Origin of the sequence: Dinoroseobacter sp. S375 (assembly GCF_049800775.1) — a bacterium.
Taxonomy (GTDB): domain Bacteria; phylum Pseudomonadota; class Alphaproteobacteria; order Rhodobacterales; family Rhodobacteraceae; genus Dinoroseobacter.
This window is the reverse complement of record NZ_JBNAFR010000009.1, coordinates 1-14655: the sequence shown is the minus strand read 5'-3', so window position 1 is coordinate 14655 and position 14655 is coordinate 1. Positions and strand designations below refer to the sequence as shown.

Genomic DNA, 14655 nt, shown 5'->3' with positions numbered 1-14655 from the left:
TCCCCTAATGCCGCGTCAGCGCGTTGCCGCGCCGGTCCATTCGTAAAACACCGTTGCCAGTGGTGGTATTGTGATCTCGATCGAGTGGTCGCAGCCATGGGCCGGGACCGGGTCTGCGGTGGCGCCCCCGGGGGTGCCCATGCCGCTGCCGCCATACTCTGCCGCGTCCGAGTTCAGCCGCTCGGCCCAGTGCCCGGCCTCGGGCACGCCGATGCGGAAGCCCGTGCGCGGGACCGGTGTGAAATTGCTCAGCACGAGCACCGGGGCCGTGCCCGCATTGCCCATGCGGACCCAGGAAAAGATCGAATCCGCCGCGTTGCCGCCATCGATCCACTGGAACCCCTCGGGGCTGCTATCCTTCTGGAACAGCGCGGGCATCGCCGCATAGACCCGGTTGAGGTCCCGCAGCCAGGCCTGCATCCCGGCATGGAGCGGATCCTCCAGCAGGTGCCAGTCGAGGCTGGTCTCGTTGTTCCATTCCTTGGCCTGACCGAACTCGCCGCCCATGAAGATCAGCTTCTTGCCCGGATGGCCGTACATGAAGCCGAAATAGGTCCGCAGATTGGCGAAACGCTGCCAGTCATCGCCGGGCATCCGGCCCAGCAGAGAGCCCTTGCCATGGACCACTTCGTCATGGCTGAGCGGCAGGATGAAGTTCTCGGTGAAGGCGTAATGCAGCCCGAAGGTCATCTTGTCGTGGTGGTATTTGCGGTTGATCGGGTCTTCGCCCATGTAGCGCAGGGTGTCGTTCATCCACCCCATGTTCCACTTGAACCCGAAGCCCAGACCGCCCGTATCCGTCGGCGCGCTCACGCCCGGAAAGGCGGTGCTTTCCTCGGCGGCGGTCAGGATACTGTCATCGGCGGCATAGACCACCTCGTTCATCCGCTGCAGAAAGGCGATCGCCTCGAGGTTCTCGCGCCCGCCATCCTTGTTGGGGACCCATTCGCCCTCCTTGCGGGAATAGTCGCGATAGAGCATCGAGGCGACGGCATCGACCCGCAGCCCGTCGATATGGAACTCTTCGAACCAGTAGCGGGCATTGGCGATCAGGAAGTTCTGCACCTCGGTGCGACCGTAATTGTAGACCAGCGTGTTCCAGTCCGGGTGATACCCTTCCTTGGGATCCGCATGCTCATAGAGAGGGGTGCCATCGAACTGACCGAGCCCGTGAGCATCGGTCGGAAAGTGCCCGGGCACCCAGTCGATGAGAACGCCGAGATCGGCCGCATGGCAGGCCTCGACAAAGGCACGGAAGTCATCGGGCGTGCCGAACCGCGAGGTCGGCGCGAAGAGACCCACGGGCTGATAGCCCCAGGAGCCGCCAAACGGGTATTCCGAGATCGGGGTCAGCTCGAGATGGGTGAAGCCCATCTCCTGCGCATAGGTCACAAGCTGATCGGCCAGTTCGCGATAGGTCAGGGGGCGGTTGCCCTCCTCGGGCACGCGGCGCCAGCTTTCCAGATGCACCTCGTAGATCGAGATCGGCTGGTCGATCTTCTGACGCGCGCCACGGCGCTGCATCCAGCCGCCATCGGACCAGTCATAGCTGTTCAGGTCGCGCACGACCGAGGCGGTCTTCGGCGGCAGTTCGGCCCCGAACCCGACCGGGTCCGCCTTGAGCGGCAGCAGGTTGCCGTGCTGATCCAGCACCTCGTATTTATAGACCGCGCCATCGCCGAGATCGGGCACAAAGATTTCATGCACGCCGGTGGCCCCGCGACGGCGCATCACATGGCGCCGCCCGTCCCAGCCGTTGAAATCCCCGACCACCGAGACGCGCGACGCGTTCGGGGCCCAGACGGCAAAATGGGTGCCGGGCACGCCCTCATGGGGGCCGACATGGGCGCCAAGCGCTTTCCACAGGGCGTTATGGGTGCCTTCGCCCAGCAGGTATTCGTCCATCTCGCCCAGTCGCGGGCCATGGGCATAGGCGTCCCGCTCTTCCCAGGTATCCGCGCCCCGGGTCATGCGCAGCCGGTAGGCGAACCGCTTCTTGCGGCGCGGGATCACCCCCTCGAACAGCCCCGGCGCGCCGGTTACCGGGCTCAGCCCGGCAAGGCGTCGCCCGGTCTTGGCGTCGAGTACTTCGACCCCGTCCGCCTCGGGGCGCAGGGCGCGCAGCACGAGTTTTCCATCCAGATCATGCAGGCCCAGCACGGCGAAGGGATCGCCATGACGGCCCGCCACCAGAGCCTCCGCCGCGGCGGGAGGGGTCAGAGCAGTCGTGGAGGTCATGCGGATTTCTCAAGCGCCGAGCGCGGCGGTGCGGCTTTCCAGATGTCGCGCGCATAGCCCTGGATGGTTCGGTCGGACGAGAACCAGCCCATGCTTGCGGTATTGGTCACGGCCATGGCGGACCAGGCCTGCGGGGTGCGGTAGACCACATCCACGCGGCGCTGGGTGTCGTAGTAATCGTCGAAATCGCAGGTCACGAGGAAATGGTCGTGGTCATAGAGCATGCCGACCAGCCCGTGATAACGGTGCGGCTCGTCCGGCGAGAACACCCCCTCGTAGATCTGACCCAGCACCCGTTGCAGGCGCGGGCTCGCCTCGATCGCTGCGCGCGAGAAGCCCGGCTGCTGGCGGCGCGCCACGACCTCGCTCGCGGTCAGGCCAAAGAGGAAGAAGTTCTCCGATCCCACATGCTCGCGGATCTCCACATTCGCGCCATCCAGCGTGCCGATGGTCAGCGCGCCGTTCAGGGCGAACTTCATGTTGCCCGTGCCCGAGGCCTCCTTGCCCGCAGTCGAGATCTGCTCGGACAGGTCCGCCGCCGGGATCAGGCGCTCGGCCATGGTGACGTTGTAGTTCGGCGGATAAACCAGCTTGAGCATGTCGCCGGTCACCGGGTCGGCATTTACCACCGCGCCCACATCGTTGATCAGGCGGATGATCTCCTTGGCCATGGCATAGCCCGGGGCCGCCTTGCCGCCAAAGATCTTGACCCGTGGGGTCCAGCCCGCATTGGGATCGTCGCGCATCTCGGACCAGAGCGCGACCGTCTCCAGAAGGTTCATGAGCTGCCGCTTGTACTCGTGGATCCGCTTGATCTGCACGTCGAACAGGGCGTCCGGGTTCACATCGATCCCGCAGGTCTCGGCGATCCAGTTCGACAACTGCACCTTGTTCGCGCGCTTGGCGGCCATGAAGGCGCTGACGAAGGCCGGGTCGGACCGCTTGTCCTTGAGGCTGCTGAGCTGTTCGAGATCGGCGACCCAACCGGTGCCAAGCTCCTCAGTGATCAGGTCGCGCAGGCCGGGATTGCAGCCATGGAGCCAGCGGCGCGGGGTGATCCCGTTGGTCTGGTTGATGATCCGCGTCGGGTGGATCCGGTGCAGATCCGCAAAGACGGTCTCTTTCACCAGCTCCGTATGGAGGGCCGAGACCCCGTTGACCTTGTGCGCCATGATGAAGGCCAGCTCGCCCATGCGCACATCCCCATGCTCGAGGATGCGGGGGCTGCCGGGGTTCTCGGCCTGCTGGGTGTCCTCGATCACGCGGATGATCTCGAGATGCCGGGGCAGGGTGCGCCCGAGCAGGTCCTCGCTCCAGCGCTCCAGCGCTTCGGGCAGAAGGGTGTGGTTGGTATAGGCGAGACAGCGGCGCGCCAGTGCAATGCCCTCGGCCATGGGCAGGCCATGGACATCCACCAGCATCCGCACAAGCTCGGGCCCGGCAATGGCCGGGTGGGTGTCGTTGAGCTGGATCGCCACATGGTCGGGCAGGGCGCGCAGGTCGTCATGGTCGCTCAGGTAGCGGCGCAGCAGGTCCATGATCGAGGCGGCGGTGAAGAAATACTCCTGCTTGAGGCGCAATTCCTTGCCATTGTCGGTCGTGTCATCGGGGTAGAGCACCCGCGAGATCGTCCGCGCCAGCGCCTCGGACCGGTTCGCGGCGAGGTAGTCGCCCCGGTTGAAACTGTCGAGATCGAACTCCCCGGCGGAGGTGGCCGACCACAGGCGCAGCGTGTTGCCCCAAGCCCCCTGCCAGCCAATGATCGGCGTATCATAGGCGGTGGCCAGCACGACCTCGCCCGGATGCCAATGGGCCTGCCCGGCGTCATGGGTCACATGGCCGCCAAAGCAGATCTTGTGGGTCACCTCCGGGCGCTCGAATTCCCAGGCGTGGCGCTGGCTCAGCCAGGTCTCGGGCTTCTCGGCCTGTTCGCCGCCGACAAAGCTCTGCTCGAAAAGGCCATGCTCATAGCGGATGCCATAGCCATAGGCCGGCAGGCCGAGGGTCGCGAGCGAATCCATGAAACAGGCCGCGAGCCGTCCCAGACCGCCATTGCCGAGCGCCGCATCGGGCTCGTCATGGACGATCGCGTCGTAATCCTGACCCAGATCCTCCATCGCGCGGCGGGCCGCGTCCTCAAGCCCGAGATTGGAGATCATATCCTCGATCAGCCGTCCGATCAGGAACTCCATCGACAGGTAATAGACCCGTTTCGTGCCAAGGGCATAGGTCTCTTGTGTGCTGTCGATCCAAGTGTCCACCAAGCGGTTGCGCAGCACCAGCGACAGGGCCATGCGCCAATCATAGGGCGAGGCATGCGCGGCGTCCTTGCCCAGGGCATAGCGCAGCTCTTTGAGGATATCGTCTTTCATGGGAGTGTCATCGCCTTGTTGCTCACGGGGCAGGTGCGTCGCTGAATGCGTTAGCGCTAGCAGTTCCCCTATACCTGACCTTCGAGCGCGCGCCTAGAACCCTTGTCGCCCTCGGCAGGGGCGGGCCGGACCCGTTGGAATGGGGCGCGCGCGCTATGTGTGGCCCAGTCTTTGGCCCTGTCTGTGGCCCGTGATTGTGACATGTTCGCGGGATGCTTGCGGCACCCCGCGCACGTTTTCGGGGCGGGCCTGGGACCGGCCCAAGGCCAGCCCCCACGGCACCGCCGATCTCGCCTAGCCGCCGCCCTGCGCGGCCCGTTGATCGGGGCCGACATAGCGGGTCAGCGCGGCGGTGGTCCCTTCGGTCCAGAGCGCCTGCAGCCAGCCCGCAAAGGCCTCGGCAAAGGCGGGTTGGTCCTTCAGATCCCCATAGAGCCGGGCCTGTTCGAGCCAGGCCATGGGCCGGTCGCGCGCCGCCAAGGCGGCTGCGTTGAGCTCGTCCCAGGCGGGATCATTGGCGGCGATCTCGCTGCCATCCTCCCGGTGCCCCGCGCACATCCGCGCCCAGAGCGCCTCGACCAGGGCAAGCCCGGTGACCGAGCCCCCGCGCGCCAGTTGATCGCGCAGGATCGGCAGCACGAACCCCGTGTGCCGCGCCGAGCCGTCAAAGGCCACGCGCCGGGTCGTGTCGACGATCCGTGGATTGGCGAAGCGCGCGGTGATCAGCTCGGCATAGGCCTGGGGCGTGGTGCCGGGCACGGGATGGACCGTGGGAGTGATCTCCTCGGCCTGAACCCGGGCAAAGAGCCCCCGGACCAGCGGATCGGCCATGCAGTCCGCGATGGTCTCCAGCCCCAGAAGCTCTCCGGCATTTGCGAGCACCTGATGACCGGCATTGAGGATGCGGATCTTCATGGTCTCATAGGCGTGGACATCATCCGAGAAGGTGGCCCCGACCTTGTCCCAATCGGGCCGCCCGGCGCAGAAGTCATCCTCGATCACCCATTGACGAAAGGTCTCGTGGGTGACCGGGGCGGCATCGGCGATCCCGAGATCGGCACAAAGCGCGCGTTCGGTCGGGCCCGTGGCCGGTGCGATGCAATCGACCATGGAGTTCGGAAAGCTCCCCATGGCATCGATCCACTCCGCCAGCTCCAGATCCGAAAGCCGCGCCAGCGAGACCACCGTCTGGCGCAGGATCGCGCCATTGCCCTGCAGGTTGTCGCAACTCAGCCCGGTGAAGGGACCAATCCCCGCCGCACGGCGGAGCCTGAGCGCCTTGACCATGGCCCCGAAGGCCGTGCGCGGCGCGTCCGGATGGGCCGCATCGTGCTGGATCTCGGGATTGGCCTCGTCGAACCCCTTGGTGACGGGATCGACGAAATACCCGCTCTCGGTCACGGTCAGGGCGACGATCCGGGTGGCGGGGTCCGCCATGGCCGCGATCAGCGCGCCGTGATCCTCCTCGATGGGAAGGTAGTCGATCATCGGACCGATCACCTCGGCCGAGACGCTGCCGGGATCGAGCGCGATCAGCGTCGTCAGGCAGTCCTGCGCCAGCAGACGCTCGCGCATGGCCGCATCATAGGGCCGCACACCCGCGCCGAGGATCGCCCAGTCATGGGCGCGCCCCTGTTCCATCAGCCGGTGCAGATACCAGGCCTGATGGGCGCGGTGGAAATTGCCGACACCGATATGCACGATGCCGGGGGTCAGCTGGCTGCGATCATAGGTCGGGTGCGGGATCGGGATCCGGTCCAGCGTCTTGTTGGACAGGGGGATCAGGTCAGTCATCCGAGATCCTCCTGGCGTGTTCAGAGGGTCCGACCCGGCCCGCGCGGCGCGCAAGAGAGGGGCGGAGGTCAAGACCACGCGCGCGCAGGGCGGGCGTGGTCGCGGCGTTGACGGGCTTGGCGGCGGTCAACGGGACGGCGATGGCCCGGACGCTAGGCGCCCGGGCGGTCTGCGCGATCGCTGCGGTCTCGGCGAGACCCCGGAGGGTCCTGTCACGCAGGGATGTCGCGCCAAAGGCCCGCCCGGAAATCCGGGCGGAGCCTGTGGTCATCGCCGATGTTCCGGCGAGGGCGGTCATGCGATCCTCAGGCCCTGCGCATCGAAACGGTGGAGCTTGTCCATCTGCGGCGACAGGAAGATCTTGTCGCCATGCTTGACCTGGATATCGCCGGTGATCCGCACGGTCACCATATCCGCGAGCCCGGTATCATGGACGTGGATGAAGGTGTCCGATCCCAGATGCTCGGCCACGCCCACGCGGCCTTCCCACAAGCCTTCGGTCGTGCTGACATCCGTATGCTCGGGGCGGATGCCGATGCTCGTGGCGTCGTGCTTCTGGGCCTCGGGACCGTCGATGATGTTCATCTTCGGGGACCCGATGAAGCCGGCCACGAACTTGTTGCGCGGGCTGTGATAGAGCTCCAGCGGGGAGCCCACCTGCTCGATATGGCCGGCGCGCAGCACGACGATCTTGTCGGCCATGGTCATCGCCTCGACCTGATCGTGGGTCACGTAGATCATCGTGGTCTTCAGACGCTCGTGAAGCTCCGAGATCTCCAGCCGCATCCCCACCCGCAGGGCCGCGTCGAGGTTCGACAGCGGTTCGTCGAAGAGGAAGGCGGCCGGTTCGCGGACGATGGCCCGGCCAATGGCGACCCGCTGGCGCTGACCCCCGGAGAGCTGCCCGGGGCGACGCTCCAGGTAGTCCGTGAGGTTCAGGGCCTTGGCCGCGGACGAGATCCGGCGCTCCTGCTCGGCCTCGTCGATCCCGGCCATCTTCATCGGGAAGGCGATGTTCTTGCGCACCGACATATGCGGGTAGAGCGCATAGGACTGGAACACCATGGCCAGGCCACGTTTCGCCGGGGGCACATCCGTGGCGTCATTGCCATCGATGGCGATATGCCCGGTGGTGATGTCCTCGAGTCCCGCGATCAGACGCAGAAGGGTGGATTTCCCGCAGCCCGAGGGCCCGACGAAGACCGTGAACTCGCCGTCTTCGATGGTGAGGTCCAGAGGCGGAATGACCTGAACGTCACCGAAGCTTTTGGTCACTTGGTTAAGCTGAATTTGTCCCATAGGTCAGGTTCCTTATTTCACAGCGCCGAAGGTCAGGCCGCTGACGAGTTGTTTCTGGCTGAACCAGCCGAGGATGAGGATCGGCGCGATAGCCATGGTCGAGGCCGCGCTGAGTTTGGCGAAGAACAGGCCTTCGGGGCTGGAATAGCTCGCAATGAAGGCTGTCAGAGGCGCCGCATTGGCCGCCGTGAGGTTGAGGGTCCAGAACGCTTCGTTCCAGGCCAGGATGAAGTTCAACAGAAGCGTTGACGCAATCCCGGGAATGGCCATGGGGGTGAGAACGTAGAGGATTTCCTCCTTCAGCGACGCGCCGTCCATGCGGGCGGCCTCGAGGATCTCGCCGGGGATCTCCTTGAAGTAGGTATAGAGCATCCACACGATGATCGGCAGGTTCATCAGCATCAGGATGACGACCAGCGCCACACGGCTGTCCAGAAGTCCCAGATTGATGCAGATCAGGTAGATCGGGTAGAGCACACCCACCGCCGGCAACATCTTGGTCGAGAGCATCCAGAGCAGGATGTCCTTGGTCCGCTTGGACGGCACGAAGGCCATGGACCATGCGGCCGGAACCGCGACGATGATGCCAAGGATGGTCGATCCCCCAGCGATGATGATCGAGTTCCACAGGAACTTGGCGTAATTCGACCGTTCGAGAACCGCCGTGTAGTTCTCCATTGTCCAGTCAAAGGCCAGGAACACGGGGGGATCCGCAATCGCGGTCGCCTCGGTCTTGAAGCTGGTGAGGATGGTCCAGAGGATGGGAAAGAAGATCAGCAGGCCAATGCCCCAGGCAAAGGCGGTGTTGATCATCTTGCGTTGTTGAGTAACTGCGCGGGCCATGATGTCCTCCTCACGCGTCCAGGTTCTTGCCGACGATGCGCATCAGGAAGATGGCAACGATATTGGCGAGAATGATTGCGTATACGCCACCGGCTGAGCCCAATCCGACATTCTGACTTTCAAGCACACGCTGGAAGATCAGGTAGGTGAGCGTCCGGGTTCCGAAGGCACCGCCCGTGGTCACGAAGATCTCGGCAAAGACAGCCAGCAGGAAGATCGTCTGGATCAGCAGAACAATCGTGATGGCGCGGCTGAGATGCGGCAACGTGATGAAGGCGAAGCGCTTGAGCGGCGGGGCGCCGTCCATTTCCGCGGCCTCGAGTTGCTCGCTGTCCAGGGACTGGATCGCCGTGAGCAGGATGAGCGTCGCGAAAGGCAGCCACTGCCAGGAGACGATCATGATGATCGAGGTCATCGAGGCTTCGGATAGCCATGAGACCGGCTCGGCTCCGAAAAATCGCCAGAGATGGGCAAACAGGCCGTTGGTCGGGTCCATGAACATGTTCTTCCAGACCAGCGCCGAGACGGTGGGCATCACGAAGAACGGTGCGATCACGAGGATCCGGACCACACCCTGGCCCCACATGGGCTGGTTGAGCAGGATGGCCAGAAGAATACCGAAAACAATCGTTATCAACAAAACGCCGCCCACGATCGTCAATGTGGCGATCACCGAGGGCCAGAAGGCGCTTGAGCTTACAAATCGGACATAGTTGTCAAATCCGACCCAGCCCAGATCGCCGCCCCGCAGCGGCAAGTACTGTTTGAAGGAAAACATCAGGGTCATGATCAGGGGCACGAGCATCCAGCCAAGGAGCAGGACGACCGCAGGCATCATCATAAGACGCGCCGCTGACCGGGAGTGTTGGGTTGCCATTGGGCATACCTCCTCTGTTGATCGCCGTGAGGCTATCTATACAGGATCCGGAATTTTGAGAGAAAAGAAGGGGCCCGGGGGGCAGCGCACGCAGTTGGCGTGCCCCCCGGGCGGGGGAGGAGCGCTTAGCGGTAGCCCGCGGCTTCCATCGCGTCGTTGGTGATGGCCTGAGCCTTCTCAAGGGCCTCTTCGACGGTCTGCTGACCGGCATAGACGGCGGAGAATTCCTGGCTCACTTCGGTGGCAATCCCGGCAAATTCGGGGATCGCGGCGAACTGGACACCAACATAAGGAACCGGATCAACGGTCGGGTTGTTGGGGTCGGCTGCCAGGATGGACTCCAGGGTCTTCTGAGCGAAGGGGATGTCCTTGTAGTTCGGGTTCTCATAGAGAGAGGTCCGCGCACCCGGAGGCACGTTGGCCCAGCCTTCGTTTTCGGCCACGAGCTCGATATAGTCTTTCGAGGTCGCCCACTCGATGAACTCCTTCGCAGCACCCTCTTTCTGGGTGCCTGCCGGAACCGCCAGGGCCCAGGCCCAGAGCCAATTCGACCGCTTGCCGAGGCCGGTATCGGGGGCCAGGGTGAAGCCGACCTTATCCGCAACTTCGGAGTCGTTGGGGTTGGTCACGAAGGACGCCGCCACAGTGGCGTCGATCCACATGCCGCACTTGCCCTGCTGGAACAGCGAGAGGTTCTCGTTGAAGCCGTTGGTGGCATAACCTGCCGGGCCGGATTCGGACATCATGTCGACGAAGAACGTGAGGGCTTCGTTCCACTGGGGCGTGTCGAACTGGGCGTTCCAGTCCTCATCGAACCAGCGGGCGCCAAAGGCGTTCGCCGTCACGGTGATGAAGGCCCCGCCTTCGCCCCAACCGGCCTTGCCGCGCAGGCAGATGCCGTTGATGTCGTTTTCGCGGTCGGTCATGGCGGCCGCCGCTTCGCGGATGAACGCCCATGTCGGCGCGTCCGGCATTTCCAGACCCGCTTTTTCCATCAGGTCCGTGCGATACATGACCATGGAGCTTTCGCCATAGAACGGTGCCGCATAGAGCGTGCCGTCATAGCTCAGACCCTGGCGCATGGCCGGCAGGATGTCGTCCACATCATATTCTGCGGACAGGTCATCCATGGGCACAAGCCAGCCATTGGCGGCCCAGATCGGGGCTTCGTACATGCCGATGGTCATGATGTCGAAGGATCCGCCTTTTGCGGCGATATCCGTGGTCACGCGCTGACGCAGCACGTTCTCTTCGAGGGTCACCCATTCCACCGTGTGCCCGGTCTTGGCGGTGAAATCGTCGGTCAGACCCTGCATACGGATCATGTCGCCGTTATTCACCGTGGCAATGGTCAGGGTTTCGGCGGCATACGCGCCGGTCGCCGTGACAAGCGCAAGTGCCGTCGCAGCATACATCGTGGTTTTAAGAGACATCCGGTTCCTCCCTACAGTCTGGATGATGCAACCAGTGGTAGCGGGAGTGGACGCGCTGCGTCAATAAAAATTTACGCGCGTTAAAAAATAAAAATACGCGGGACGCTGGATCTCAGGCGGAGTCGCGCATCACGAGCCGTCCGTCAAAGAAAGTTTCCGAACGATCCGAGGGGGTTGTGCCGGTCTCGATGCGCTCGAACAGGGTGCGCGCAGCGGCATTTGCGATGGCCTCGTAATCCTGCGCAATCGTGGTCATGGGCGGGCAGGTGAAGCGTGAAAACGGGTGGTCGTCATGTCCCGCCACGCGAATCTCGCAGGTTTCGCTGTGTCCCACGGGTATGTTCAGGCGATAGGCCGCGGCGAGCATCCCGATGGCGAGGCGGTCATTGCTGCACAGGATCGTGTTGGTGTTGAACGCCTTCTCGGCCAGCAACCTGCCGCCCTCGCTGCAGCCGATCTCCTCGAAGTTCCAGCCTCCGCCCTCGGCCTGAAAGACATGGGGCGTCTGGCCGTGCTGCTCCATGCTCTCGATATAGGCGCGCCGGTGGACAAAGGCGTTGGGGTGTGTCGGGTTCTTCATCTCGAACAGGCAAGGCGGCTCGCCGCTGCGGCAGAGATACTCCACCATCAGGTCGATGCTCTGGGTGTGGTTCGTGCCCACAAAGGCCTCGCCGGTTTCCTGCATATTCGCATCAAACAGAACGAGCGGGATATCCCCGCCAAACGCCTGCACCGCCGCCTTGTCCGACAGCCGCCGTCCGAACGGCGCCAGCAAGACCCCGGCCGGCTTGAGCGAGCGGAGGGATTCGAGATTGTCCCGCTCCATCTCCGGGCGCCCATGGGAGCTCAGCAAGATCGGGCTGTAGCCGGCCTCCAGACAGGCCAGCTCGACCCGACGGGCAATCTCGGAAAAGAACGGGTCCGCGAGGTTCGGCACGACCACGCCGATATTCTTGGTGGTGCGACGGTTCTGGTTCACCGCAAAGACATTGGGGCGGTAGTCATGCTGCTCGAGCGCGGTCTCGATCTTCACCCGGGTCGAGGCCCGGACGCTTTCCGGATCGTTGAAGTATTTCGACAGGGTGGGACGCGAGATACCGGAGACGCGGGCGAACTCCTCCATGTTCCGGATTTTCTTTTGCGTCATCTTGCAGCCTGTCTTGCGCCAAAGGTAGCGCGCGTAAAGTCTAAGCTTTACACTATTAACGTCCGGGCGCGTCGGTCAAGGCACAGGTTTTACCCCGGTTGCGGCGGATGCGCAGGCTCGATCATTGATTTGCGCAGCGCGGGGTGTTAGCGCCAGCCCATGAAAAAGCAGTTCATGTGCATCAACTGGGGCCCGAAATACGGCGCGGTCTATATCAACCGTCTCTACGAGATGGTGGCCCGCAACACGACGCCGCCTTTCCGCTTTGTGTGTTTCACCGATACGCGCGAGGGCGTGCGCCCCGAGGTGGATTGCTTCGATCTGCCGGAAATGCCCGGCTTCATGCCGAAGAACACGATCGGGCAATGGCCGAAATCCCGCCTCTGGGCCCCAACCCTGGGGGATTTGGAGGGACCGGTCCTGTTCCTCGATCTCGACAGCGCGATCATCGGCTCGCTCGATCCGTTCTTCGAGTTTGGCGATCCCGAGGATGTGGTGCTGGCGCGCAACCCGGCCAAGCCGCTGCACAGGCTCGGGCAGACCTCGATCTACCGGATGCCCGTGGGCGCTCTGGCCCCCTTGCAAGCCATGTTTGCCGCCGATCCGCAGGCGGTGGCCGATGAATACCGGTTCGAGCAGCATTTCGTGACTAAGAATGCCCCGGGCGGGGTGAAGTTCTGGCCGCGCGGCCTGGTCGCGCATTTCCGGATCCATTGCATCCCGCGCTTTCCCCTGAACTTCTTCCTGCCGCCCAAGCCGCCGAAGAATGCCCGGGTTGTGATCTTTGCCGGGGCCCTGAACCCGCCCGATGCCATTGCGGGCCGCTATGTGGAACGGTTGCCCCATCTGCCACGGCTCGCGCATCTCAAACGCGCCCTCGGTCAAAAGAAAAAGCTCAAGGCCATGCGCCAGTTTCTCTATCCCGCGCCGTGGGTCGCCGAGGCCTGGGAAGGCAAGAGCCCGGGTAATCCGGACTAGGCGCGTCGCCTCTGGCGCGGATTTTGCCTGACCTTGCCGGGATCAGGGCTATGATTTGCGGCATGGACAGGACCTGCCTCGCCTTTCTGCGCATCCTCTGGCTCGCCTGCGCGCTGACCCTTGCCACGCTGCCCCTGCGGGCGGCGGATGTCACGTTTATCGTCAATGAAAACCGGATGGCGACCACGGTCTATCTTCGGATCAACGCGGTCTTGCTGGAGCCTGTCTTTGGCATGCCGCCCGACCATCTGTGGTCCGAGACGGAGGCATTGGACTACGCAGCGCTCAAGGCGCGGCTCGATGCGCGCGCGCCGGAGCTTTGGCCGCAACTGGGGATCGAGACGGGGCAGGGCGCTGTCCCGGCGACCCCCATGGGTATGGTCATGCACCCGCGCGCCCGCCCGGTGCCCTTCGACACACCCCTTGCAGCTTCGATCGCGGCAGCGGTCTGCGTCACCCCGACCGAGCCCGTGGCGGCGCGGCCCGCGCTTGATCTCTATGCCGGGTTCGTCCTGCGCGGCGAGGGGGTGAGCGACCTGCACTGGGCCCTGGATGCCGAGGCTCCCGCGCCGGTGACCGTCCGAATCGACCGCTTCGACGCGGGCAAACCCCTCGGCGCGCAAGAGCTGGTGCTGGCCCCGGGTCAGCAGGTCGCGCTCACCGAGGCCGCGCCTGAGGATCCTCCGCTCTGGCCTTGGGGCCTTGGCGCGGGCGCGCTCGCGTTGTCGCTGGGCTGGTGGATCCGTCGCAGCCCGGCATTGCGGATCTCGCGCCCCTAGGCCGAGGGCGTCGTGGTCGCCACAACATCGTCCTGTACGGAGACGAGATCGGCGAAATCTCCGAGCCCGCCCAACACGTCCGAGAGATCCGCCCCTCCGGCATCTGCATCCGGGGCATCGGCGCCGGTATCCCCCGCATCCGATGACGTCTGATCCGCGTCCGGGTCATCCGGAAAGGCTGCATCGAGCAAGGCGTCAATGGCATCATCCGTCCCATCCGGGTCCTGCAGCAGGTCAGGCAGGTCCGGGTCCTGCTGTTGCGCGGGCACCTGATCCACCGCCGCCAAGTTCAGTGCCGCCGGGGCCGGCGCGTTGGAAATGACCAGAGAGGTTGCGACCTGAACGGTGACCGTCTCGACGCGGCTCCCGCCATCCGGGTCCGACACCGTGACCTTGAAACTATCCGTCCCCACGAACCCCGCGCCGGGCAGGTAGAGATAATCGCCATTGCTCGAAACCACCACATCCGCATTGGTCGAGGGCGTATCAAGCGCAAAGGTCACCGCACTGCCCTCTGGATCCGTGGCGGTCAGCGTGCCGAAATTGATGGTTCCCGCCGTGGCCGTGATGGTCGGCAGGTCGAGGCTTGGCGCGTCATTCGTGCCGGTGATGGTGACGCTCAGGGTCTGGGTCGCGGTCCCGCCGAGCCCGTCGGAGACGGTGACCTCCGTGGTCTCGGTGACCTCCTGGCCCGCGGCGAGGGACTGGGCGGCATCGGGGTCGAGCGTATAGCTCCAGGCCCCGTCCGGGGTGATCGCGAAGGCGCCAAGCGCGGTGGCGGCACCCCCCGACCAGCTGAGCACGGCGCCGGTATCGGGATCGCTCGCGGCGAGCTGGCCGCCGGTGACATCCGCCGGCCCGTCCTCGGTCAGCGCCCCGGCGGCATCGCCCGCCC

12 protein-coding genes are annotated in these 14655 nt (G+C 64.4%); 2 read left to right on the top strand and 10 right to left on the bottom strand.

Features of this window, described 5'->3' with window-relative positions; genetic code table 11:
- Window positions 1-15: 15 nt before the first annotated feature.
- The 9 genes from glgB to ACP150_RS17235 all read right to left on the bottom strand — a co-directional run bounded on the left by glgB (window position 16) and on the right by ACP150_RS17235 (window position 12003).
- Window positions 16-2238, bottom strand: coding sequence for a 1,4-alpha-glucan branching protein GlgB (gene glgB, locus ACP150_RS17275; RefSeq protein ID WP_424967930.1), 2223 nt, complete (start codon window positions 2236-2238; stop codon window positions 16-18).
- The gene (locus tag ACP150_RS17270; RefSeq protein ID WP_424967928.1) at window positions 2235-4610 is read right to left on the bottom strand and encodes a glycogen/starch/alpha-glucan phosphorylase; all 2376 of its coding nucleotides are present in this window, start codon (window positions 4608-4610) and stop codon (window positions 2235-2237) included. Before ACP150_RS17270 ends, glgB begins: the two co-directional genes overlap by 4 nt.
- Window positions 4611-4904: 294 nt before the next feature.
- Window positions 4905-6404 carry a mannitol dehydrogenase family protein gene (locus tag ACP150_RS17265; RefSeq protein WP_424967927.1) on the bottom strand — a complete coding sequence of 500 codons (1500 nt, stop codon included), beginning with the start codon at window positions 6402-6404 and terminating at the stop codon, window positions 4905-4907.
- Window positions 6397-6702, bottom strand: coding sequence for a hypothetical protein (locus tag ACP150_RS17260; RefSeq protein WP_424967926.1), 306 nt, complete (start codon window positions 6700-6702; stop codon window positions 6397-6399). The genes ACP150_RS17265 and ACP150_RS17260 overlap by 8 nt, the downstream gene beginning before the upstream one ends.
- Window positions 6699-7703, bottom strand: coding sequence for an ABC transporter ATP-binding protein (locus ACP150_RS17255; RefSeq protein ID WP_424967925.1), 1005 nt, complete (start codon window positions 7701-7703; stop codon window positions 6699-6701). Before ACP150_RS17255 ends, ACP150_RS17260 begins: the two co-directional genes overlap by 4 nt.
- Window positions 7704-7715: 12 nt before the next feature.
- Entirely contained in the window at window positions 7716-8546 is an 831-nt protein-coding gene (locus ACP150_RS17250) for a carbohydrate ABC transporter permease (protein WP_424967924.1), read from the bottom strand.
- A gap of 10 nt (window positions 8547-8556) precedes the next feature.
- Window positions 8557-9423: a carbohydrate ABC transporter permease gene (locus ACP150_RS17245; RefSeq protein ID WP_424967923.1), complete on the bottom strand. Its 867-nt coding sequence runs from the start codon at window positions 9421-9423 to the stop codon at window positions 8557-8559.
- A gap of 125 nt (window positions 9424-9548) precedes the next feature.
- On the bottom strand, window positions 9549-10856 hold the full coding sequence (locus tag ACP150_RS17240) for an ABC transporter substrate-binding protein (RefSeq protein WP_424967922.1): 1308 nt from the start codon (window positions 10854-10856) through the stop codon (window positions 9549-9551).
- Between the two features lie 112 nt (window positions 10857-10968).
- On the bottom strand, window positions 10969-12003 hold the full coding sequence (locus ACP150_RS17235; RefSeq protein WP_424967921.1) for a LacI family DNA-binding transcriptional regulator: 1035 nt from the start codon (window positions 12001-12003) through the stop codon (window positions 10969-10971).
- Window positions 12004-12162: 159 nt separating this feature from the next.
- On the opposite strand from ACP150_RS17235, the gene ACP150_RS17230 reads away from it, so the two are divergent.
- Entirely contained in the window at window positions 12163-12981 is an 819-nt protein-coding gene (locus tag ACP150_RS17230; protein WP_424967920.1) for a glycosyl transferase, read from the top strand.
- A 62-nt stretch (window positions 12982-13043) separates the two neighbouring features.
- Window positions 13044-13760, top strand: a complete 717-nt coding sequence (locus ACP150_RS17225) for a hypothetical protein (RefSeq protein WP_424967919.1) — start codon at window positions 13044-13046, stop codon at window positions 13758-13760.
- Here the strand turns inward: ACP150_RS17225 and ACP150_RS17220 are convergent.
- Window positions 13757-14655: Ig-like domain-containing protein (locus tag ACP150_RS17220; protein WP_424967918.1), on the bottom strand; the 899-nt coding region annotated here is incomplete at its 5' end. The two genes, ACP150_RS17225 and ACP150_RS17220, sit on opposite strands and share 4 nt — an antisense overlap.

Bases quoted from the DNA above. Each gene is read 5' to 3' on its own strand.
- glgB (WP_424967930.1), bottom strand. From the start codon at position 2,238: ATGACCTCCACGACTGCTCTGACCCCTCCCGCCGCGGCGGAGGCTCTG.
- ACP150_RS17270 (WP_424967928.1), bottom strand. From the start codon at position 4,610: ATGAAAGACGATATCCTCAAAGAGCTGCGCTATGCCCTGGGCAAGGAC.
- ACP150_RS17265 (WP_424967927.1), bottom strand. From the start codon at position 6,404: ATGACTGACCTGATCCCCCTGTCCAACAAGACGCTGGACCGGATCCCG.
- ACP150_RS17260 (WP_424967926.1), bottom strand. From the start codon at position 6,702: ATGACCGCCCTCGCCGGAACATCGGCGATGACCACAGGCTCCGCCCGG.
- ACP150_RS17255 (WP_424967925.1), bottom strand. From the start codon at position 7,703: ATGGGACAAATTCAGCTTAACCAAGTGACCAAAAGCTTCGGTGACGTT.
- ACP150_RS17250 (WP_424967924.1), bottom strand. From the start codon at position 8,546: ATGGCCCGCGCAGTTACTCAACAACGCAAGATGATCAACACCGCCTTT.
- ACP150_RS17245 (WP_424967923.1), bottom strand. From the start codon at position 9,423: ATGGCAACCCAACACTCCCGGTCAGCGGCGCGTCTTATGATGATGCCT.
- ACP150_RS17240 (WP_424967922.1), bottom strand. From the start codon at position 10,856: ATGTCTCTTAAAACCACGATGTATGCTGCGACGGCACTTGCGCTTGTC.
- ACP150_RS17235 (WP_424967921.1), bottom strand. From the start codon at position 12,003: ATGACGCAAAAGAAAATCCGGAACATGGAGGAGTTCGCCCGCGTCTCC.
- ACP150_RS17230 (WP_424967920.1), top strand. From the start codon at position 12,163: ATGAAAAAGCAGTTCATGTGCATCAACTGGGGCCCGAAATACGGCGCG.
- ACP150_RS17225 (WP_424967919.1), top strand. From the start codon at position 13,044: ATGGACAGGACCTGCCTCGCCTTTCTGCGCATCCTCTGGCTCGCCTGC.